Raw genomic sequence first — 21,664 nt, 5'->3', positions numbered from 1 at the left:
CGACAATGCCCCCTGCAACGCCGGTCTGGACAAGTATACGTGTGTGCTACCCTCTGCTCAAAGGTCGTCCGGACCTGAATTTCGTGGGCACTTTTGCCCCGTAACCCCGTCCAAAACGTTCGTCATTCCGACTTGTCTGTGCCTACATTTACCATAACTCATGGTCCGAATAAAGCCTTTAATAGTTTTTTCTATCCGCCTGTTTTTGCTGCTGTTCATTCTAGCGGCAATTGGCGCGCTCATTATCTGGGTCACAATCGTCCCCTCTCTGCCTTCAGTCGAATCGCTCAGGGACATTCAGCTGCAGGTGCCGTTGCGGATCTATTCGGCCGATGACAGGCTCATGGCCGAAATCGGCGAACAGCGACGTCGACCGGTGGCTGTGGACGACGTGCCCGAACGCCTCAAGCTCGCGTTCCTGTCCGCTGAAGACGATCGCTTCTACCAGCATCCCGGCGTCGACTGGCGAGGAACGTTGCGGGCAGTCTGGCTTTACTCGCTGAGCATGGGCCAGGGCCGCGTTCCCGGCGGCTCCACGGTCACTCAACAGGTCGCGCGGCGGTTCTTCCTGTCGACCGACTACTCGGTCACGCGCAAGCTGCGCGAGATGCTGCTGGCCTTCAAGGTCGAAAGCGAACTTTCAAAGGACGAAATCCTGGAACTCTATCTCAACAAGGAGTTTCTGGGGCATCGCGCCTACGGGGTAGCGGCGGCCGCGCAGGTTTACTACGGAAAGACGCTCGACGAACTGACCCTGGCCGAAATGGCCATGATCGCAGGGCTGCCCAAGGCGCCCTCGCGCGACAACCCGATATCCGGCCCCCAACAGGCCATGGGCCGGCGCAACTGGATCCTGGGCCGGATGCTGGAACTCGGCCATATCAGTGAAACCGAACATGCCGAGGCGGTTGCCCAGCCGAATACGGCCAGCTACCACGGCCCGGTTGTCGAACTCGACTCGCCTTGGGTGGCCGAAATGGCCCGCCAGGACGTGGTCGACCAAGTCGGTTCGGAAGCCGCCTACAGTGACGGGCTGATCGCACACACGACCGTTCGCTCGGAGTTGCAGGAGAAAGCCAACCGCGTCGTGCGTGACGGTCTGATGGACTACGATCGGCGCCATGGCTGGCGCGGACCCGAAGACCGCGTATCCGAAGACACGCTGGACGATCCCGAAACCCTGGCCGAGCGGCTGGACGCCATGCGACCCATCGCCGGCCTGCTGCCGGCGGTCGTGACGGCCACGGACGAGACCTCGGCCCGGTTCCAGTTAGCCGATGGCACTTCCGTCGAACTTGACCTCGAAGCGCTGTCCTGGGCAAGGCCGTTCGTCAGCAGCGATGCCGTGGGCGCCGCGCCGCAGGCCGCCGGCGACGTCGTCGCGATCGGCGACATCGTGCGCCTGAAAAAGATCGACGAAGAGTGGCAACTGGCCCAGATCCCGCAGGCCGAGGCCGCGCTGGTCAGCATGAAGGCCGAAACCGGCGAACTTCTGGCCCTGGTCGGCGGGCTGGATTTCGCGCACAGCCAGTTCAATCGGGCCACGCAAAGCCGGCGCCAGCCGGGCTCTGCGTTCAAGCCGTTCATCTATTCGGCTGCGCTCGACCACGGTTACACGCCGGCCTCGCGAGTCAACGATGCTCCGGTGGTCATCGACGACCCCTCGATGGAGCGGGAATGGAAGCCCACCAACTTCAGCCATCGCTTCTTCGGCCCGACCCGCCTGCGCGAAGCCATGGTCAATTCCCGCAACCTGGTGAGCGTACGCCTGCTCATGGACATGGGCATCGAATACGGTCGCGACTATGTCACCCGATTCGGCTTCGAGCGCGACCAACTGCCCAACGGGCCGTCCATGGCACTGGGGTCGGCATCGATCACGCCGCTGAGCCTGACCGCCGGGTACGCCACGTTCGCCAACGGCGGCCATCGGGTGGAGCCGCACTATCTCTACAGCATCAGCGATACCGACGGCGAAACGCTGTTCGAGACCGAATGGGCCCTGCCCTGCCGGGACTGCCCCGAAATCCCGCCGCCCAACCCGCCGGCGGAGTCGACTTCATCCGACGAAACAGCCCGCGAACCGATGCTGCGCCGTCCCGAGCTGGCCGACGCCGAATCCGATTCAGCGCGAGAAGAGTCGGACCAGCCCGATACTGAACGACTCATGGGCCCGCCGCGGCCGAAGCGTGCCGAGCAAGTGCTCCGACCCCAAACGGCCTGGCTGATCGACTCGATGATGAGCGACGTCATTCGTCGCGGCACCGGTCGCCGGGCGCTGGCCCTGGAACGTGACGACCTGGCCGGCAAGACAGGCACCACCAACGACCAGCGCGACACCTGGTTCGCCGGCTACGGTGGCGGCATCGTCACGGTTGTCTGGGTGGGCATGGACGACAACGAGTCGCTCGGTCGACAGGAACAGGGGGGGCGAACCGCCCTGCCGCTGTGGGTGGACTTCATGGACACCGCACTCGAGGGTCGTCCCGAAACCCGGCGGCCCGTACCGGTGGGTGTGACGCGCGCACTGATCGACCCGGAAACCGGGCTGCGAGCGAGGCCGGGCACGCCAGACGCCATTCAGGAGTGGTTCCACGCCGACAACCTGCCGCCCCTGGAAAGCAGCGATGACAGCGGCGAGCAGGCCGATCCGTACGAGGTCTATTGATGGGCGACAAGCAATCGAGCCGAAACAGCCGCATCCGGCTGGAAATCGCCGCCGAGGCCGCACGCATCATGGCCACCGAGGGCCAGAAGAACTACCTGACGGCCAAGGAAAAGGCCGCACGGCGCGTCGGTGCATCCTCGCGCACGAGCCTGCCCTCCAACAGCGAGGTCGAACAGGCCCTGCGCGAATGGCAGAGTCTCTACGGCGGGGTTGAGCACTCGCTCACGCTGCTCGAACTGCGTGAAGCCGCCGCTTCGGCCATGCGATTCCTCGAGACCTTCCGGCCGCGCCTGGTCGGCCCGGTACTCGAGGGCACGGCCGACGAGCACTCGCGCATCAGCCTGCATGTGTTTGCCGACGACCCCGATGCGGTCGTCCACTTTCTGATCGAGCGTCACCTGCCCTTCACGCAGGAAACCCGCCGCATCCGCTGGCACGACGGCAGCGCCCGAGACCTCGAGATCGTCGTGCTCGAAGGTGGCGGCAACGCGATCGAACTGATCCAGATGATCGGCCCCGAGGCGCGCCAGGCGCCCCCGAGTCCGGTCGACGGGCGCGCCCAGCGGCGGGCCGCACTGGCCGAGGTCGAGTCGATGATCGCCGAAGATTCAGCATCGGTTCATGCCGACGGATTACAATCCAGGCTATGAGAATCCGTCACCACGCCACCGGATGGATCGCAGCTGCCCTGCTGGCACTCGTGCTGGGCGGTTGCGCGACGTACTATCCCGCCGGCCCGGATCGAGGCGTGTACTACGAAAAACCCCAGTACCGCAGCACAAGGATCACGTATGTCGACCCGCTCGTCTATCCCTACTGGTCGCTGGACTATTTCTATTACAGCCACTATTACCACCCCTACTCGGTCGTGGTGCACCGCTACGATCCCTGGTATTACCCCTACCCGGGCTGGTACTACGGCTACGGGCCCGGTCCACGCTTCGCCGCTGGCCGCGGCCGTTTCCACGTTCCCTGGTACCGGTACCCCGACCGCTACGCCACTTACCATCCCTGGCGCGCCGGCACCCGCGTGAGTTTCGGTCATTATTCGCGCGACCGCTACGATCGCTACGATCGGCGAGAAGCCCCCCGCGACAGGCTGCGTGACATCAATTCGCGGCTGCGCGATATCGAATCACGGCGCGCACGGACCGTGCGCAACCAACGGCCCGATCAACGGCTGTTGCCGGGGGCGGCTCCCCGGTTGCCGGCCACCGGCCGCGGTGCGGCAGCTTTTCGCGATGGGCGATCCATGCCGCCGCTCCCGGCACGCCGCGCCGAGACCGGCCGTCGCAGCGCAAACGAGCGCACCTCGCTGCTCCAACGACTGCGCGACATTGATCGCCGGGCCCGCGTTCCGGAACGAAGGGAGCGCCGGCGCGAGCCGTCCGGCGAGCTGCGGCCGCGAGATCAAGAGAGCCGGCCACCGTCAGCCCCAATCGAGCGCACGTCTCCAAGCCGCCAGCGCAGCGTCGACCCGTCTCCGCCACGCAACCGGTCACAACGCCGGCCGACCCGCGAGTCCACCCGCCCACCGCGGAACACTTCGCGGCAGCGTCGAGACCAGTCCGAGGAATCCGACCAGCGCGATCGGCGCTGATGTCAACGACCACCGGCCAAAGCCGGATGGGCTCGGCCATCCGGCTTTGGCCGGTGGTCGAAACACCAAATCACAAGCACCAATTTACAAACAAGCACCAATGTTTCAATGATCAAAGTGTGGCGTCAGCCATTCGAGGCGCCCCGATTCGTTTTGGTCATTGAAAGTTCCGTCATTGGGATTTGTTTGTAAATTGGTGCTTGGGATTTGGAATTTTTCCAGCTCCCGGTAAAATAAACGCAATTTCACGCACTTGGCGGATTACACATTAGTAACATGCGCTACCCCGATATCTTTGATGTGATCGTCATCGGCGGCGGTCACGCCGGCACCGAGGCCGCCCTGGCCGCGGCGCGTACGGGTGCGCGCACCCTGCTGGTGACCCACTCGATCGAGACGATCGGCCAGATGAGCTGCAACCCCGCCATCGGCGGCATCGGCAAGGGACACTTGGTGCGCGAAATCGACGCGCTTGGCGGCATCATGGCCCAGGCGGCCGACGCCGCCGGCATCCAGTGGCGCCGGCTCAACTCGCGCAAGGGCGCGGCCGTTCGGGCCACGCGCTGCCAGGCCGACCGCACGCTCTACCGCAACGCGATCCGGAAAGCCGTCGAGGCGCAGGAAAACCTGACCCTGTTCCAGCAGCCGGTCGACGACCTGGTGGTCGAAGGTGACCGGGTCACCGGCGTTCGCACGGCCATGGGCCTGATCTTCAGCGCACCGACCGTGGTGCTGACCACCGGCACCTTCCTGGGCGGGCGAATTCACATCGGCGAGACCAACCTGGCCGGCGGACGCGCCGGCGACGCGCCGGCCAACGCCCTGGCCGAACGACTGCGCGAACTGCCCTTCACCGTCGGCCGACTCAAGACCGGCACGCCGCCGCGCCTGGACGGACGCAGCATCGATTTCAGCCAGCTCGAAGAACAACGGGGTGATGAACACCGGCCGGTCTTTTCCTTCCTGGGCGACCGCAGCAAGCACCCGGAACAGGTCTCGTGCTTCATCACGCGGACCAACAAGGCCACGCACGAACTGATCCGCGCCAACCTCGACCGCTCCCCCATGTATGCCGGCCACATCGAAGGCACCGGCCCGCGTTACTGTCCGTCGATCGAGGACAAGGTCGTGCGGTTCGCCGACAGGGACTCGCACCAGATCTTCCTCGAGCCCGAGGGGCTGGGGCTGAACGAGTGGTACCCAAACGGCATTTCCACGAGCCTGCCCTTCGACGTGCAGGTCGAACTGGTCCGTTCCGTTCCCGGCCTGGAAAATGCGCACATCACGCGTCCGGGCTACGCCATCGAGTACGACTTCTTCGACCCGCGCGAACTCAAGGCCAGCCTGGAAACACGGCACCTGGCCGGGCTCTTCTACGCCGGCCAGATCAACGGCACGACCGGCTACGAGGAAGCCGCCGCCCAGGGCCTGATCGCCGGGCTCAACGCCGCCCGCCAGGCACGCGGCGAATCCCCCTGGACACCGGGTCGCGACCAGGCCTATATCGGCGTGCTGGTCGACGACCTGATCACGCAGGGCGCACCCGAGCCCTATCGCATGTTCACCAGCCGGGCGGAATTCCGCCTGCACCTGCGCGAGGACAATGCCGACCTGCGGCTGACCGAAACCGGCCGCGAACTCGGCCTGGTCGACGACGCACGCTGGGATCACTTTTGCCACCGCCGCGACGCCATCGTGGCCGAGCGCACGCGCCTGGCCGACCTGCGCGTCCCGGCGCAATCGGATCTGGCGCAACGCACGCGTGAAGCGCTCGACATCGATATCAAAAAGGACGTGACCGCCGAGGAGTTGCTGCGGCGCCCGGAAGTCGACTATCGACCCCTGATGCAGGTCGACGGCATCGGCCCCGGCGTCGAAGGCGAAGACGTGGCCGAACAGGTGGCCATCCAGATCCAGTACGCCGGCTACCTCGATCGCCAGCATGCCGAAATCAAGCGCCAGCGCCGTGCCGCCCGGCAGACCATTCCCGAAGATTTCGACTTCGAGACGGTCAAGGGCCTGTCGTCCGAACTGCTCGAGAAACTCGAAAAGACCCGCCCGCACACCATCGACCAGGCCAGCCGCATTCCCGGCATGACGCCGGCGGCGATTTCGCAGCTACTGGTCTATCTCAAGCGCCACCGCTCGGCGGCCTGAAACGTGGAACCGCTAATTACTTCCTGACGCGATCGACGGCGTCGGCGGCGTCCTTCCAGGCTTCCCGGTCGATATTCAGGTCCGGAAAATCATCGGGATCGAATACCGGCACCTTGCCGGCCCGCCACTGCCGATCGTAATCATTCATGAGGCGGAAACCGACCTTCATCAGCAAGGCCAGGGCCACCAGGTTGAACACGGCAAGCAGGGCCATGGTCAGGTCGGCAAAGCTGAAGACCGTGGTCAGGTCCTGCATCGAGCCCCACAGGATCAGCACCAGCATCAGCAGCCGGAAGACGATGAAGAAGATCGGATTGTCCGGCGTCATCCAGCTCGACGAGTTCTCGCCCAGGTAGAAGTTGTAGAGAATCGAACTGAAGGCGAACAGGGTCAGGATCACGCTGACGAAGGTCTGGCCCCAGGGGCCGACATGATCCTGGAGTGCGAGCTGGGTCAGCACGACGCCGTCATCGACCGCGCTCGTTTCGTGAATGCCCGAAATCAGGATGATGAACGCGGTTGCGGTACAAATGATGGCGGTGTCGATGAACACGCTGAAGGACTGGACGATGCCCTGGTTGACCGGGTGCGGCACGAACGCGACGGCGGCGACGTTGGGTGCGCTGCCCAGACCGGCCTCATTGGAAAACAGGCCGCGGCGCACGCCCATCATGATGGCCGCGCCGATCCCGCCGCCGATCGCTTCTTCCAGGCCGAAGGCGCTCTTGACGATCAGCGCGAGCACACCGGGCACTTCCGCGTAATTGATGCCAACAACCGCCAGCGCCACGATCACGTACGCGACGGCCATGACCGGGACGATGATCTCGGTCACCCGCGAGATGCGTTGCACACCCCCGAAGATCGTCAGGCCGACGACGATGGTCATGACGATGCCGGTGATGTGCATCGGGACGTCGAACGCTTCCTCGAGCGACGAGGAGGCCGTGAAAGACTGCAGCGCGACGAAAGCCAGGCCGAAGGTGAACAACAGCAGCAGGGTGAAGATCATGCCCAGCTTGCGGCTGCCCAGGCCCCGCTCCATGTAGTAGGCGGGCCCGCCGCGGTAGGTCGAGGTCTTGAACTCGGCAACCTTGAACGCCTGGGCCAGTGAACACTCGAAGAAACTCGTGGCCATGCCGATCAGGCCGACGACCCACATCCAGAACACCGCACCGGGACCGCCGAGCGTAATCGCCACGGCCACGCCGGCGACGTTGCCGGCACCGACGCGGCCGGCGACGCTCAAGGTGAGCGCCTGGAATGAAGAGACATGCCCGGGGTGGTGCTTGAATGCCTGGCCCAGCACCCGGAACATTTCGAAGAAGTAGCGTATCTGGACGAAGCGCGAGGCGACGGTAAAGATCACACCGATGGTGATCAGTACCGCGACCAGGACATACGTCCACAGGAAGTCAGTAACGGCTGCCAGCATGGTTAGTGGTTCATCCCCGTTTGATGAAAGCGCCGTGCCGGCCGGACGGGTTTCCGGCCGGCCGGCACGGTTGCGCCATCATACTCAAAGCACCGAAGGATTGAAAACGCCAGGCACCGGAGCCCTACCTCAGCGCGGCGCCTCGCACAGGCAGTGGGCCATCACACCGGGTCGACCCGCTTCGGCCTGCGTGAATACCAGCCTCAGATCGTCGAGCATGCGTCGGCCCAGATCGCCCGGCAGCCAGGAGCCGATACCACGCATGGCATCGACACCGGCCATGCGGATGGAGGCGCCGGCCATGTCCACGAAGAATTGCTCGACGGGCGAGAGCTCTCGCTGGACGTATTCCAACTCGTACTTCTCGCCGATACCCGCGCTGCGCGCGGCCGAAGCAACGGCCTCGTCGAGCGTGCCGAGCTGGTCGACGAGGCCGCGACGCTGGGCCTGAGTGCCGGTCCAGACGCGGCCCTGCGCGACCTCGTCGACCTGATCGATCGCCATGTGGCGGTGCTCGGCCACCAGTGAGATGAATTCGCGGTAGCCGTGCTCGATGAAGCTCTGCAGCAGGGTACGGGCGGAATCAGGCAGCGCGCGGTCGGAACGCAGGGCACCGGACAAGGGCGTGGTGCCCACGCCGTCGGTGTGAACACCGATCTTGGCCAGTGTGTCCTGGAAGGTGGGGAAGAAGCCGAAAATACCGATCGACCCGGTCAGCGTGGTTGGATAGGCCCAGACCTCGTCGGCGCCCATGGCAATCCAGTAGCCGCCGGAGGCAGCGACGTTGCTCATGCTCACGACCAACGGCTTGCCGGCCTCCTTCAGCGCCATCAGCTCGCTGCGAATGGCTTCCGAGGCGAACGCGCTGCCCCCGCCGGAGTCGATGCGCAGGACAACCGCCTTGATGCGATCTTCCTGTGCCGCCCGGCGAATCAGGCGGGAAGTCGACTCCGAACCGATCGTGCCCGGAGGCTGGTTGCCCTCGACAATAGCGCCCTGGGCAACGATGACTGCGACACGATCGGCGCGCGGATGCCACTGGCGCGCGGCCTTCGCGTAGGTCCGGAAATCGATCTGCCGGAAGCCGTGTTCCGGGTCGCTGGTACCGCTATTGGCCAGTTCGGCCCGCAATTCCGGCCGGGTGACCAGACGATCGACCAGGCCGCGATCGAGCGCCATCGCGGCAAGGTTACCTTCGGCGGCCTCGACGGCACCGGCGTAATTCTCGGTCAGCTCGACCAACACCTCGACCGGCAACCCGCGATGTCGCGCGACCTGGTCGAGCCAGCTCTGCCAGAGATCGCCGAGCCAGAGTTCGCTCGCACGTCGGTCGGCGTCGGACATGTCGTTGCGGATGAACGGCTCCATGGCCGACTTGTACTCGCCGACACGAAAGAGGTTCACGTCGACCTCGAGCTTGTCGAGCCCCTCGGCGTAATACTGGCGGAACCGGCCATAGCCTTCCAGCAAAAGCAATCCATCGCGGTCGAGCCAGATCTCGTCGGCCATGGAGGCCAGCATGTACTGGCTTTGCATCATCATTCCGCCGTAGGCGACAACCTGCTTGCCCGAGTCGCGGAAACGCGCGAAGGCGTCGGCCAGTTCGGTCTGCATGCCCGGCGGCAGTGCCCAGAGCTTGTCGGTACGAACCAGGACCTGCACGATTCGATCATCGCCGGCCGCGTAGTCCAGCGCGGCCAGGATGTCGCGCAACCGGGTCTCGAGCTGCTCCTGCCCCAACGCCTCGTCGATCGCCCGCTCCATCGGTGTGCCCGTGTACTCTTCGACGACCGTGCCCTCGGGAGCGATGACCAGGGTGCTGTCCGAATCCACCATGATTTCGTCGGAGGAAAAGAACAACACGCGGATGATCAGGGCCAGCACGATCAGGAAGAGAATGTTGAACACGGCCATGCGAAAGGCCGTCAGGCCGCGCCAGAAGCCCAGCCACAGCCGGACGAGCACGTTGGGTCTCGAATTCGAAGTCATTGAAGGTTTATTGCGCTGAAAAGATGGGCTTGCATTCTACCCAGCCTGCGTGGACGCCCACAATGTGCCATTGGTCACTGACAGACTCTGCACACGACTGCGCTCGACCCCACAAGGGCACTCACAGTCGACAATCCAGCGGCGCCTCGACTGTTTGAACATTCGAATTTCGGACATTCGAATTTGTTTGGTACTTGGTGCTTCGAATTTGGGATTTAAGCGGCGCACTTCTCCCGAGGCCATAATCACGAAGCCACTTCCCTGATTTCCTCCCATGAAGCGGTAATCCGCAAAAATCGTCCGCCGAGCAGGAAGGCGGCTACCGTCAGCCCGGCGATGATGCCGCACCACATTCCCGCCGGGCCCCAGTCCTGGCGAAACGTCAGCCACCAGCCCACGGTCATGCCGATCAGCCAGTACGCGAGCACGCTGTAGAGCATGGGCACGTGCGTGTCCTTGAGCCCGCGCAGGGCGCCGGCGGCCGACACCTGCAGACAGTCGGCCAGCTGGAACACCGCGGCGAAGAACAACAGGCTGGCGGCCATGGCCACCACCTCGGGATCGGGCGTGTAGAGGCGCGCGATCAGCTCGGGAAAGAGCACCATCGTGACCGAGGCCAGCGCGCCGATGGACAGTGCGATGCCGATGCCGACCAGGCCCGCCCGGCGCGCCCCGGCGCGGTCGCGCCTGCCGACGGCGTTACCCACGCGCACCGTGATGGCGCCCGACAGGCCCAGCGGCACCATGAAGATCAGCCCGGAGAAATTGATCGCCACCTGGTGGGCGGCCACCGGCAGGGTCCCCAGCGTGCCGATGGCCAGCGCGCTGGCGATGAACAGGCTGGCCTCCAGGAAAACCATCAAGCCGATCGGCAGGCCGAGCACCAGCAAACCGCGCAGTTCCCGCCAGTCCGGCCCGCTGAAGCGCCCGAATACGTCGAACGGTCGGTAGTAGGGACGCCACTGCACCCAACCGGCCATCATGAACAGCTGCAGCCACAACACAACGGCCGTGGCCCAGCCACAACCCTCCGCACCCAGGGCGGGAAAACCCAGCTTGCCGAACATCAGCACATAGTTGAGCGGCACGTTGAACAGAATGCCCATCACGCCGATGTACATCGTCGGGCAGGTGTGGCCGGTGCCTTCGGAAAAGAATCGCAGCACGAACATCCCGGCCAGTGCCGGCATGCCCCAACTGATCGCCAGCAGGTAGCGATGGGCCAGCGCGGCGACATCGGGCTCGACCCCGATGACGCCCATCACCCAGTCGCCGCGGCGCATCAGCACGAAAAATACCGCCGAAATGAACAGGGCCAACCACAAGGCCTGGCGCGTCAGCTCACCCGCCTGTCCGCGCCGGCCGGCCCCGTCGAGCTGCGACACGGCGGCCGAAACCGCCATCATCATCCCCACGACGAACACCATGCCCGCCGCCCAGATCGACGACCCGATAGCCACCGCTCCCAGATCGAGCGCGCCCAACCGACCCGCCATCACGGTGTCGACGAAAGTCATGGCATAGCTGGTCACCTGGCCGACGATCAGCGGGCCGGCGAGCAGCAGCGTACGCCGTATTTCGGCGGGCAGGTCGGGAGCGTGCGCGCTGGCGGACATGCGGTCGTGGACGCAGAAACGTTGGAGAAACGGCATTGTCCGCGGCCGTGCCAGCGCGCGCAAGCCGGTTCTTTAACACGCGGCTGTTACTCTGTTTTTCTGGCTGTTGTCTGGCCGACGATTTCCGCAGGAGTGAATTCATGCCGATCATCGGACTGCGCCCGATCATTTTCTGCCTCGCCCTCGTGACGCTGACGGCCTGCTCGACGCGCGAGGTTCAGGATTCACTGGCCGGCGCCACCGCCCAGCAACTGCTCACGCACAGCATCGACGACCTGGTCCGCGCCCTGCCAGCGGACGACTTCTCACCCTACGCCGGCAGACGGGTTCACGTCGTTAGTCACTTTCCGGAATACACGGGCGTAAAGCAATACGCGGACGAACGCCTGGGCGTCGAGCTGACCCGGCGCTACGACATCGACGTAGTGGATGACGCCGATAAAGCGGACATCGAGCTCCAGGTCTTCTACACCGCGCTGGGCACCGATCAGGACCAGAAGGGGTTCTACATCCCCATCGGATTCATGCCGGGCGTCGACGAAAGCACCCAGGTCAACCTGGTCACGCTTCAGCAGTTTCACGGCGTGGCCGAGATGTACTACTTCATCGGACCCACCGGAACCGAACGCCGCGGCGCCATACTGCAATCGCGCACACGAACCGACGCACTCGGCCTGCCGATCATCACCATTCCGATCTCCAGCATCGATCGCGCGGGAGAGGGCGCGGACTGACCGCGAGTGTGCCCCGCCACTCAGGAATCGAGCTGCCGCCGAATCTCCCTGGCCAGGCGCTTGCCTTCTTCCACGCCCCACTGATCGAAGGCGTTGATGTGCCAGATGACCGACAGGGTGTAGACGGCATGTTCGAGAGTGGCCAGCAGCCAGCCGAGATGGCCGGCATCGAGTTGGTCGACCAGCAAGGTGGCGACCGGCCGATTGCCGGGCATGTTCTGGTGTGCTTCGCCGTCGCTGCGGCCGTTGGCAAACGCGCTGGCCTGGGCGTACAGGTGGGCGAGCTGGCGGCGCTGCCAGTCCGGATGGTCGTGATCGGCTTCACGGGCGCCGACCAGGATCAACGGATGCGTGTCCAGCCCCTGATGCAGGGCCTGGAAGATAGAGTGCTGCAGGTCGGTTCCCCGGCCGCCGAAGATCAGCGGCACCGTCGGCTCGTCGATCGGCTTGCCGTCGAGATTCACGCCCTTGCCCAGGCTTTCCATGAACAGTTGCTGCATGAAGTCGGCCAGCAGGGCCAGGCGCGGCTCATAGCTGACGATGCCCAGGGTGTCGCAGTCGAGTTCGCGGCGCAGGTAGTGGACCAGCAGACCGAAGACAACGGCCAGCCCATTCACGTCGGGTTGCCGGCGAAAGTCGCTATCCGCCGTCTCGGCGCCGGCCAGCAGTGCACGGAAGCGCTCGACTCCGATGACCGCCGCGGCACTCACGCCGACCGAGGACCACAAGGAGAAGCGGCCGCCGGTCCAGGACGGAAACGGCAGGATATGCGCATCGTCGAGCCCGAATTCCCGCGCACGATCGACATTGGCGGTGGCCGCCCAGCTTCGCCCGGCCCAGTCCGAACCGAGCCAGTCACGGGCCGCCTGGGCCTGCAGCAGGGTCTCCTCGGTGGAAAACGACTTCGACGCGATTACCAGACCGGTAGTGGCCGGATCGAGCCGCCGACACAGACGCTCGAAGCGCCGGCCGTCGAGCGTCGACAGCCAGTGAACGCGCACGGCCCCGTCATCCGTATCCAGAGCGTCGGCCACAAGCCTGGGTCCCAGGTCGGAGCCGCCGATACCCACATGCAGCAGGTCGGTCAAACCCGTCTCGCCCGCATGCAGGCGGCCGGCCACGGCCAGGAATCGCTCGCGCTGGTCGATGACTTCTGCCGCGGAATCCGCATCCAGACCATCGAAGGGCTCTGAGGAACGCAGGGCCATGTGCAGGGCTGGCTGATTTTCGCTGGGATTGACGACCTGCCCGGCAAACAACCGCTCGACGGCTGTCGACAGCGCCCATTCGGCCGGAAGTGCGGCCAGGGCCGACAGGCCATCCCGGGAGAGGGGAATGCGGGAATAATCCAGGTTCCAGCCACCGCCGGTGCACACAAAATCGCGCGTGCGATCACCATCGGCGGCCATCAGTTCGGAGACGAGCGGAATGTTGTTTTTGTGCAACACTCTGCTACCCCGTTCGAAGTCAGGCGGCCTGCACGGGAACCCGGCCGGCCGTGCGCGCAATGCGGTTGTCGGCGTCGGGATAGACCAGGCGAGGCTGAAGCTCCGCCGCTTCGGCCTCGCTCATGCGTGCGTAGGCGGCGATGATGACCAGATCACCGGCGTCCGCCTTGTGCGCCGCCGCCCCGTTGACCGAGACGACACCGCTGCCGCGTTCGCCGCGAATGGCGTAAGTCACGAAACGCTCACCGCTGGTGATATTGTAGATATGTACTTGTTCGTGCTCGAAAATTCCTGCGGCCTCGAGAAGGTTCTCGTCGATCGCGCAGGAACCTTCGTAGTCCCGTTCCACCCGGGTGACGGTCGCGCGGTGAATCTTGCCTTTCAACATCGTAAGCTGCATGTCGATGACCCCCGATCCAGTCGGATTAGCTGTCTGTCATCCAAAAAAAACCCCTCCCCTGGTCGAGGGAGGGGCAACGGATGTCGGAGTGATGTACCTCGCTTCGCGCCCTGCGACCTTAGTTGAACCGTTGCGGTTTTGCCAAGGTTGGTGGTAAGTCTACCACAGCTTATGCAGGAATGCCAAGAAAAGTGACATGTCGCACAGTCTTGCAGAGCACGATTCTTTTGAGGGACCAGCGCCTGAAAAGTTCCTGCGGCGTTGACGCCTTTTCTTCCATAATGCCCTTCCAGCTTGTCGTTGAGAAACCTGTCAATGAACGAAACCAGCCCGTCACCGCCCCCGGCACTCGCCCTCGAGGGCGTCACCCGCCGCTTCAGCGACGGCGAGCGGGTTGTCACGGTGCTCGAAGGACTCGATTTCCAGGTGGAAGGGGGTGAGCGCGTTGCGGTGATGGGTGCCTCCGGGTCCGGCAAGTCCACGCTGCTCAACCTGGCCGCCGGCATGGACCGGCCCGACGACGGCCGCGTCCGATTGCTGGATGAACCGCTCGACGCCATCGCCGAACCCGAGCTGACTCGCTTCCGGGCCCGCCACGTCGGTCTGGTCTTCCAGGACTTCAATCTCATCGATTCCCTGAACGTGCGCGAGAACATCGCCCTGCCGCTGTGGCTCAACGGCCTCGACAGTACAGGTGGGGAAATCAAGGAACTTTCGGAAACGCTGGGCATAGCCGACTTGCTGGAGCGTTTGCCCGACCAGCTTTCGGGCGGGGAAAAACAACGCGTGGCGATTGCCCGTGCCCTCATCCACCGGCCGGAAGTGCTGCTGGCCGACGAGCCCACCGGCAGCCTCGACGAGGCCAGCGCCGAACGTGTGCTGGCCCTGTTCGACCGGGTCACGGCCGACAGCGGCTGCGCCCTGGTCCTGGTCACCCACAACCCGCAGGCCGCAGCCATCTGCGACCGGCAACTTCAGTTGCGCGGCGGCCGCCTGCACGGATCCTGATGCGCCTGCTGATTCAGTCCTCCCGACGTTTTTTCCGGCGCCATCCCGGCCAGTTCATGCTGGCACTGGCGGGTATGGCCGCCGGTGTGGCCGTGATGACCGGTGTTGCCCTGATGCGCGATGTGCTGATCGACTCGCTCGACGGCGCGGCACAGGCCCTGGCCGGCCCCGGCAGCGTGCGTGTGACCAGCCCCGGTGAACCACTCGATGAAACCCTGTTCGCCGAACTGGCCCGAACACCCGGGGCACCGGCGCTCACGCCCGTGCTTCGCCAGCGCGTCCGTTTCGATCAACAGCGTCTCGAACTGCTGGGCATCGATCCCTTCTCGGGCGGAACCCGCGGGCTGCTGCCGCCGGCAATACTCGGGGCGTTGCTTGAATCGCCCGCCGCCGCGGCCGCCAACGCCGCCACCCTGGAACGGCTCGATCGATCACCGGGCGATACCCTGTCGGTGGGATTGGGCGAGCGGACCCTCGAACTCGACCTGGTCGGTCCGGTGCCGGCAGGTCACAACCTGGACGATCGTCTGCTCATGGACATCGCCGCCCTGCAGGATCTCATGGGTCGCCAGGGTGAATTGAGCTGGATCGACGCACCGGCCTCCGCGCGCGGCTGGCTGCAAGAACGGCTGCCCGATTCGCTCGATCTCGGGACGGCGGCCGAGCGCCGCGATGCCGCGGCCCGATTGACCGAGGGCATGCGCGCCAACCTCACGGCCATGGGGCTGATCAGCCTGACCGTGGGCCTGTTCGTGATCTTCAGCGTCCTGTCGTTTCTGCTGGTCCAGCGACACCGCAGCCTGGCCCTGTTGCGCGCCGTGGGCGTGACCGGCAACCGCATCACCGCCCTGCTTCTGACCGAAACCGCGATCGTGGCCGGTCTCGGCGCCCTGATCGGTCTGGTCGGAGGCACGCTGCTGGCTGACAGCCTGATCGGACTGGTGCGAATGCCGGTCGCCGAACTTTACGGGCTTCTGGCGCCGGCCGGCGTCCAGCCGACCGCAGGACTGTACGTGACGCTTTGGCTGATCGCCGTGGGTGCGGCGTTGCTCGCCGTCACGGGCCTGATGCGCGAAGCACGCCGCATCCCGCCCGGTGCGATGCTGCGCCCGCCGTCGACCGACGGCGGACCCCGGCTTGTGGCCGTTGCGGTTGCATTCATATTAATGGCGCTGGCCTTGGGTATCGTGCTGGCCAGCTCGAATCTGCCGTTTGCCTTCCTCGCCCTGTTCCTGGCCCTGGGCGGCTTCGCGCTGCTGGCGCCGGAGCTGGGCATCCGGATACTGTCGCTACTTCGTCGCATTGCACCGAATCGCCTGCCGGCGCGGGCGCTGGCCCTGCTGCTGGCCGGACAGGCGCGCATACGGCCTGCCCTTGCGGCCCTGAGCCTGGCCCTGGCGCTGGCCGCCGGGCTGGCGATGATGGTGCTCGGGTTCCGTGCTGCCGTCGATGACTGGATCGACCGGCTGCTTCAGGCCGACAGCTACGTTTCTACCACCCAGTCCGGCGTCGACGACGCCACCAGCGAACGCATCGCCAACTTGCCGGGCATCGAAACCATCTCCAGTGCCCGGCGCGTGACCGTCGGCGACGGCCGCCAGCTGGTGGCCTACGACTTGCCGTCGAGGGCATGGGCGGGATTCGAGTGGCTTGCCGGTGAGGGACACGCGGCATACGATGCGTTTCGCGCCGGGGAAGTGGTCGTCGTCTCCGAGCCGCTGGCCCGGCGAGACCAGCTCGAGGTGGGCGATGAAGTGCGCCTGGAAACGCCCGAAGGCGTGCGGCATTTCCCGGTGGCCGCCATATACCGGGACTACGCCAGCGAGCGCGGCAGCATCGCCATGCACGCGCCCCTCTACCGCGAACTCTACGACGACCCCTTGCGCGACAGTCTCGGCCTCTACTACGCCGAAAACGATTTCGACGAGCAGGCACTGGCCGAACGCCTGCGCGCCATCGACGCCGATCTGCAGCTCACGCGCCGGGAATCCGTGCGAGAGACAACGCTGGCGGTTTTCGACCGGACTTTCCGCATTTCCTGGGCCCTGGCCGCGCTGGTGGCCATCATTGCCGTCATCGCCCTGGTCAGCGCCCTGCTCGCCCTGGGCCTGGAGCGCCGGCGCGACTATGCCACGCTGCGGGCGCTGGGCCTGACCCGCGGCCGGCTCCACGCCCTGGTGGTCTGCCAGACCGCTGGCCTGGCTCTGGCGGCCGCCCTCGTAGCCGTGCCCTTGGCGATTGCCATCCACCTGGGCCTGTCACTGGTCATCCAGCCGCGCGCCTTCGGCTGGAGCTTGCCCCTGAGCTGGCCGCTGACGCCCCTGGCGATCATGCTGCCGCTGGCCGTCATCAGCGGCCTGGTGGCCGGAATTTATCCCGCCTGGCGCATCGGCCGGCGCGATCCCGCACCAGAACTGAAGGGCGAGTGATGCGACGCGACCTGTTGATTCTCACCACCATTGCCCTGGCCCTGGTCGCCTGGCTGGCCTGGCAGACACGCCCCGAGCCGGCGCGGGATGGCCGGCTGAACACCAGCAACCTGCTCAACGATGCCCCGGAGTCGTTCCGGCAGGTGACCGGGCCGAGGCCGTTCGAGTTTCCCGCCGACCACGCCGCCCACCCCGGCTATCGCAACGAATGGTGGTATTTCACCGGCAATCTCGATGGGCCCGACGGCGACGCCTGGGGCTTTCAGTTCACGCTTTTCCGCTTCGAGCTCGACGCGGGTCCGCGACCGGACTCGGCCTGGACAGCCGATGCCGTCTGGATGGCCCACCTGGCGCTCAGCGATGCCGACCAGGGCATTTTCCACCAGGCCGAGCGATTCGCCCGGGGCGCGCTCGACCTGGCCGGCGCCACCGAGAAGCGCTGGTGGCTACGCGACTGGCAGGTCACACGCAACGAAACGGGATTCCAGCTTGAAGCCGGCACGGATTCCTTCGGCCTAGACCTCGCCATGGAACCCATCCGGGAGGTCGTGAGACAGGGCGATCGCGGGTACAGCCAGAAGGGACCGCAAGCGGGCAATGCCTCGCACTACTACTCGATCACCCGCCTGAAAACCAAAGGCGCCATCCAGGTGGATGGTGAAACCATTCCGGTCGACGGCCTGGCCTGGCTCGACCGCGAGTGGGGATCGAGTCAGCTCGCCGGCAATCTTGCCGGTTGGGACTGGTTTTCGCTGCAGCTCGACGACGGACGCGATCTCATGGTCTACCGCCTGCGCACCGAAGACGGCGAGGCCTCGCGCTTTTCCGCCGGCAAGGTCGTCTACCCCGACGGCGACTCGCGCACGCTCGGCCGCGGGGATTTTACGGCGACACCCCAGCGCGATTGGCAGGATTCCGAAGGCCACCAATGGCCGGTTGCCTGGCGCGTCGAGGTGCCCTCCGAAGACTTGAACCTGGCGGTCGAGGCGCGCTTCGACGAGCAACGCTGGTCAGGCGCGGTCAGCTACTGGGAAGGAGCGGTGGGCGTGCGCGATGCCCAGACGGACAAGTCGATGGGGCGGGGCTACCTCGAACTCAGCGGCTATGCGGAATAGATTCGTACAAAATCTTTAAAACGCAAAGACGCTAAGCAGCAAAGATACGCAAAGAAGAACACAAAACTAAAAATCAATAACCACGGAAGACACGGAAGACACGGAAATAAAACCAGGAACATATCAAGCAGATTGTCTTGTTGCAGTTTCCGTGTTTTCCGTGCCTTCCGTGGTTTTATGTTTTCTTTTCTTTGCGTTCTTTGCTGCTTAGCGTCTTTGCGTTTCAAAGGTTTCAGGTTTTTAGCTACTACAACGCTCAATCGCCCGCCGAACCGTCTACGAAGATCCGCCCGTCGCGCATGACGAAGCGGACGTCGTTGAGGACATCCACATCCTCTAGCGGGTTGCCGTCCACCGCGATCAAGTCGGCGGCGTAACCGGACTGCAGTCGGCCCAGTTCGTCTTCGCGGCCGAGCAGTTCGGCGGCATGGATGGTGGACGACCGAAGCGCATCCGCCGGGCTCATGCCGGCTTCGACCATGTAGCCGAATTCGCGCGCGTTGGTTCCGTGGGGACACACGCCGCAGTCGGTGCCAAAGGCGATGGGTACACCGGCGGTGTGCGCACGAGAGAAAGTTTCCTGGATGACCGGACCGATACGGCTTGCCTTCTCGGCCACCACCGGCGGAAAGTAGCCTTCCTCCTCGGCCTTTTCGGCCACGAACTTGCCGGCCGAAATGGTGGGCACGTACCAGGTGCCCTTTTCGATCATCAACCCCATGATCTCGTCGGTCATGTAGGTGCCGTGCTCGATGGAATGAATGCCGGCCTCGACCGCGCGCTTCATGCCCTCGGCACCGTGGGTATGGGCGGCCACGTGAAAGCCATAATCGGCCGCGGTTTCGATGACCGCTTCGAGTTCGTCCATCCTGAACTGCGCGTTCTCGCCGCTGCTGGCCACGCTGAGCACGCCGCCGGTGGCGGTGACCTTGATCAAATCGGCGCCGTCCTTGTAGCGCTGTCGCACGGCCGCCCTCGCCTCGGCCACGCCGTTGAGCACGCCCTCGCGCGGGCCGGGGTCGCCGGCCAGATCACGACGCCAGCCGTTGGTGGGATCGGCGTGGCCACCCGTGGTCGCAAGCGACTTGGCGGAGGTGAAAATGCGCGGGCCCGGAATGCGATCGGCATTGATAGCGTCGCGAAGGGCAATCGAGGCATTGAAGGAATCACCCAGGTCGCGAACGGTGGTGAAGCCGGCTTCGAGGGTCTTGCGGGCATAGTCTGCGCCACGCAGAGCCACATCGGCTTCGTTGAGGGTAAACCGCTCGATATAGGAAGAACGACTCGACTGGGACGTCAGATGGGTATGCATGTCCATCAGTCCGGGCATGCAAGTCAATGAAGACAGATCCACCTGCTCGACACCTTCGCCCCATTCGGGATGCCCGGAGCGCAGCTCGGAAACCTTACCGTCGGCAACCACCACGGTATGCGCCCCGAGCCGCTCACCCGCCTCGACATCGACCACGCCACCACAACGAACCCAGGTTTCCCCGAGCGCTGCTCCAGAAATAGCCACCAACCCCACGAAGACCAGCAATCGATTCAAAACACTATCCTCCAAAAGTCACTTCACACTTCACACTTAACACTTCACACTTGTCACTCACGTCAAACAATCCATCCCGCAATCAACATCAGACTCAATACGACCAACCACAGCACCAACATCCGCCAGGCGAGTTGATGACCACGCTTGAGGCCCGCCTCGCGCGTTTCGGCGTCGCTCAGCACCTCGGCCATGACTTCGTCGATCAGGCGCGGCGAGAAGATCCACCAGGCCCGGTCGCGATGGTAGTGCTTCCAGGCCTGGGCGACGCGGTCGAGATCGGTCACGAGACCGAGCGCCAGCGTCATCAGCACCAGCACCGGCCACTCGAGAATCCAGCGCAGGCGGGCCAGCCAGTCCAGTTCCTCGGCGGAGAGATCATGGATCTGCATGGCTTTCTGGCACAGGCGATAGAGCAGAGCACCAGGAATGCCCAGCAGGGTGAACCAGAACAGGATGGCGAACCATCGCGTGCGCGCGCCATGAACCACCAATGCACCCGCCGCCGAAGGAGAGGCGTCGCCGTCCAGGCCCAGCGCCTGTGCGGCATCGCGCCCATCGGCGTGATCCGCTTCCTCCAGCAATAAATGAACATCGCGATCGAGATCGCGCGGGCCCAGCGTGTAGACAAAGGTCGCCAGGGCCAGCAATGCCCACCCGAATCCGCCCAACAGAAGCATGGCGATAGCGGTGGCCAGCCAGGCGGCCAGCAAGGCGGTGAGGAAGACGGCGGCAAGCGCCAGCCAGGCCTGAGAGGGAAAACGCTCTCTGAGCGCCCCGGTCGGCCAGAGCAGCCAGTCGAAACTACGCCAGCGGCCGACGGCCGTGAAAGCGTGGCTCAGCAACAGGCCGATGAGAACGATCAGGATGGTCATGCGACTTTGATAACACGAATCGACCAGCCCGCGCCAGCCCGAACGCGACGGTTGAAGTCCCGGCCCTTAGGCGACGCCGAAGGAGGAGCCACACCCACAGGTCGTGGCGGCATTGGGGTTGCGGATGACGAATCGCGCACCCTGCAGGCTTTCGCTGTAGTCCACTTCGGCGCCTTCGAGATACTGAAAGCTCAGAGGATCGACCACCAGCGTGACCTCCTCGCGATCGACGGTGATATCACCATCCTCGATCTGCTCATCGAAGGTGAAACCGTACTGGAAACCGGAACAGCCGCCCCCGGTGATATAGACCCGCAGCTTCAGTTCGGGGTTGCCTTCTTCCAGGATCAGCTCGCGCACCTTATTGGCGGCGGAGGTCGTGAAGATCATGGGTTGGGTATCGCTCATCATGGTGCTCCGGGGCATGCGATTACTTTCGACAACGAAGATATTGCGTCTGTTCGCTGCAGCTTCAATGCTAGCGCGGGACAGTGAGAAAAAGAAAGCGGCCTGTCGGCCGCTTCAATATGGTGTGCCCCAAACCGGATGGCTCGCACGTTGTTCTTATGCATTCATGAAGTTGAAAATTCATGAATTTTTTGTGATGTGCGCGTTGTTTATACATGGTCGGTCGGGTCGAC

At 64.5% G+C, this 21,664-nt stretch carries 16 protein-coding genes; 8 read left to right on the top strand and 8 right to left on the bottom strand.

All coding sequences use genetic code 11. The annotated features are described in order from the left end of the window. Positions 1-343 precede the first annotated feature (343 nt). From DZK26_RS02125 to mnmG, 4 genes are all read left to right on the top strand, one after another. Complete coding sequence (locus DZK26_RS02125) at positions 344-2,668, top strand: penicillin-binding protein 1A (RefSeq protein ID WP_181918271.1); 2,325 nt, start codon at positions 344-346, stop codon at positions 2,666-2,668. Beyond that, positions 2,668-3,318 carry a nucleotidyltransferase gene (locus tag DZK26_RS02120; protein WP_116897259.1) on the top strand — a complete coding sequence of 217 codons (651 nt, stop codon included), beginning with the start codon at positions 2,668-2,670 and terminating at the stop codon, positions 3,316-3,318. Before DZK26_RS02125 ends, DZK26_RS02120 begins: the two co-directional genes overlap by 1 nt. Beyond that, positions 3,315-4,268 carry a hypothetical protein gene (locus DZK26_RS02115; protein ID WP_116897258.1) on the top strand — a complete coding sequence of 318 codons (954 nt, stop codon included), beginning with the start codon at positions 3,315-3,317 and terminating at the stop codon, positions 4,266-4,268. The genes DZK26_RS02120 and DZK26_RS02115 overlap by 4 nt, the downstream gene beginning before the upstream one ends. A gap of 276 nt (positions 4,269-4,544) precedes the next feature. After that, the gene (mnmG, locus tag DZK26_RS02110) at positions 4,545-6,425 is read left to right on the top strand and encodes a tRNA uridine-5-carboxymethylaminomethyl(34) synthesis enzyme MnmG (protein WP_116897257.1); all 1,881 of its coding nucleotides are present in this window, start codon (positions 4,545-4,547) and stop codon (positions 6,423-6,425) included. A 16-nt stretch (positions 6,426-6,441) separates the two neighbouring features. On the opposite strand, the gene DZK26_RS02105 is transcribed toward mnmG, so the two are convergent. The 3 genes from DZK26_RS02105 to DZK26_RS02095 all read right to left on the bottom strand — a co-directional run bounded on the left by DZK26_RS02105 (position 6,442) and on the right by DZK26_RS02095 (position 11,501). Beyond that, the gene (locus DZK26_RS02105) at positions 6,442-7,860 is read right to left on the bottom strand and encodes a sodium:alanine symporter family protein (protein WP_116897256.1); all 1,419 of its coding nucleotides are present in this window, start codon (positions 7,858-7,860) and stop codon (positions 6,442-6,444) included. Positions 7,861-7,989: 129 nt separating this feature from the next. After that, entirely contained in the window at positions 7,990-9,825 is a 1,836-nt protein-coding gene (gene sppA / locus DZK26_RS02100) for a signal peptide peptidase SppA (protein WP_181935605.1), read from the bottom strand. Positions 9,826-10,094: 269 nt separating this feature from the next. Next, positions 10,095-11,501: an MATE family efflux transporter gene (locus tag DZK26_RS02095; RefSeq protein ID WP_220337021.1), complete on the bottom strand. Its 1,407-nt coding sequence runs from the start codon at positions 11,499-11,501 to the stop codon at positions 10,095-10,097. Between the two features lie 104 nt (positions 11,502-11,605). Between DZK26_RS02095 and DZK26_RS02090 the strand changes: the two genes are divergently transcribed. Then, on the top strand, positions 11,606-12,199 hold the full coding sequence (locus tag DZK26_RS02090; protein WP_116897253.1) for a hypothetical protein: 594 nt from the start codon (positions 11,606-11,608) through the stop codon (positions 12,197-12,199). Between the two features lie 20 nt (positions 12,200-12,219). Here DZK26_RS02090 and DZK26_RS02085 read toward each other — a convergent pair whose 3' ends face one another. Both DZK26_RS02085 and panD read right to left on the bottom strand, forming a co-directional pair. After that, the gene (locus tag DZK26_RS02085) at positions 12,220-13,644 is read right to left on the bottom strand and encodes a glucose-6-phosphate isomerase (protein ID WP_116897252.1); all 1,425 of its coding nucleotides are present in this window, start codon (positions 13,642-13,644) and stop codon (positions 12,220-12,222) included. A 22-nt stretch (positions 13,645-13,666) separates the two neighbouring features. Beyond that, positions 13,667-14,047 (bottom strand): aspartate 1-decarboxylase, encoded by a 381-nt coding sequence (panD, locus tag DZK26_RS02080; protein ID WP_116897251.1) that lies wholly within the window; start codon positions 14,045-14,047, stop codon positions 13,667-13,669. Between the two features lie 315 nt (positions 14,048-14,362). Here panD and DZK26_RS02075 point away from each other — a divergent pair, with 315 nt between their 5' ends. Genes DZK26_RS02075 through DZK26_RS02065 form a run of 3 tightly spaced genes read left to right on the top strand, consistent with a single transcriptional unit; the run spans position 14,363 to position 18,599 of the window. Continuing rightward, entirely contained in the window at positions 14,363-15,055 is a 693-nt protein-coding gene (locus tag DZK26_RS02075; protein ID WP_116897250.1) for an ABC transporter ATP-binding protein, read from the top strand. Continuing rightward, a complete protein-coding gene (locus DZK26_RS02070; protein WP_116897249.1) occupies positions 15,055-17,484 on the top strand; it encodes an FtsX-like permease family protein in 2,430 nt (809 codons plus the stop codon). The genes DZK26_RS02075 and DZK26_RS02070 overlap by 1 nt, the downstream gene beginning before the upstream one ends. Next, complete coding sequence (locus DZK26_RS02065) at positions 17,484-18,599, top strand: lipocalin-like domain-containing protein (RefSeq protein WP_116897248.1); 1,116 nt, start codon at positions 17,484-17,486, stop codon at positions 18,597-18,599. Before DZK26_RS02070 ends, DZK26_RS02065 begins: the two co-directional genes overlap by 1 nt. A 256-nt stretch (positions 18,600-18,855) precedes the next feature. Here DZK26_RS02065 and DZK26_RS02060 read toward each other — a convergent pair whose 3' ends face one another. The 3 genes from DZK26_RS02060 to erpA form a co-directional block, all read right to left on the bottom strand. Beyond that, positions 18,856-20,148: an amidohydrolase family protein gene (locus DZK26_RS02060; RefSeq protein ID WP_116897247.1), complete on the bottom strand. Its 1,293-nt coding sequence runs from the start codon at positions 20,146-20,148 to the stop codon at positions 18,856-18,858. Positions 20,149-20,210: 62 nt separating this feature from the next. Then, on the bottom strand, positions 20,211-21,023 hold the full coding sequence (locus DZK26_RS02055) for a hypothetical protein (protein WP_116897246.1): 813 nt from the start codon (positions 21,021-21,023) through the stop codon (positions 20,211-20,213). Between the two features lie 66 nt (positions 21,024-21,089). Next, a complete protein-coding gene (erpA, locus tag DZK26_RS02050) occupies positions 21,090-21,431 on the bottom strand; it encodes an iron-sulfur cluster insertion protein ErpA (protein ID WP_116897304.1) in 342 nt (113 codons plus the stop codon). Positions 21,432-21,664 lie beyond the last annotated feature (233 nt).

It is taken from the genome of Wenzhouxiangella sp. 15190 (assembly GCF_003417465.1).
Taxonomy (GTDB): Bacteria; Pseudomonadota; Gammaproteobacteria; order Xanthomonadales; family Wenzhouxiangellaceae; genus Wenzhouxiangella.
The sequence above is the reverse complement of the archived record's forward strand: the minus strand, read 5'-3'. Positions and strand labels throughout refer to the sequence as shown.

Excerpts from the sequence above, each read along its gene's own strand:
- DZK26_RS02125 (WP_181918271.1), top strand. The coding sequence starts at position 344 with ATGGCCGAAATCGGCGAACAGCGACGTCGACCGGTGGCTGTGGACGAC.
- DZK26_RS02120 (WP_116897259.1), top strand. The coding sequence starts at position 2,668 with ATGGGCGACAAGCAATCGAGCCGAAACAGCCGCATCCGGCTGGAAATC.
- DZK26_RS02115 (WP_116897258.1), top strand. The coding sequence starts at position 3,315 with ATGAGAATCCGTCACCACGCCACCGGATGGATCGCAGCTGCCCTGCTG.
- mnmG (WP_116897257.1), top strand. The coding sequence starts at position 4,545 with ATGCGCTACCCCGATATCTTTGATGTGATCGTCATCGGCGGCGGTCAC.
- DZK26_RS02105 (WP_116897256.1), bottom strand. The coding sequence starts at position 7,860 with ATGCTGGCAGCCGTTACTGACTTCCTGTGGACGTATGTCCTGGTCGCG.
- DZK26_RS02095 (WP_220337021.1), bottom strand. The coding sequence starts at position 11,501 with ATGCCGTTTCTCCAACGTTTCTGCGTCCACGACCGCATGTCCGCCAGC.
- DZK26_RS02090 (WP_116897253.1), top strand. The coding sequence starts at position 11,606 with ATGCCGATCATCGGACTGCGCCCGATCATTTTCTGCCTCGCCCTCGTG.
- panD (WP_116897251.1), bottom strand. The coding sequence starts at position 14,047 with ATGCAGCTTACGATGTTGAAAGGCAAGATTCACCGCGCGACCGTCACC.
- DZK26_RS02075 (WP_116897250.1), top strand. The coding sequence starts at position 14,363 with ATGAACGAAACCAGCCCGTCACCGCCCCCGGCACTCGCCCTCGAGGGC.
- DZK26_RS02070 (WP_116897249.1), top strand. The coding sequence starts at position 15,055 with ATGCGCCTGCTGATTCAGTCCTCCCGACGTTTTTTCCGGCGCCATCCC.
- DZK26_RS02065 (WP_116897248.1), top strand. The coding sequence starts at position 17,484 with ATGCGACGCGACCTGTTGATTCTCACCACCATTGCCCTGGCCCTGGTC.
- DZK26_RS02055 (WP_116897246.1), bottom strand. The coding sequence starts at position 21,023 with ATGACCATCCTGATCGTTCTCATCGGCCTGTTGCTGAGCCACGCTTTC.
- erpA (WP_116897304.1), bottom strand. The coding sequence starts at position 21,431 with ATGAGCGATACCCAACCCATGATCTTCACGACCTCCGCCGCCAATAAG.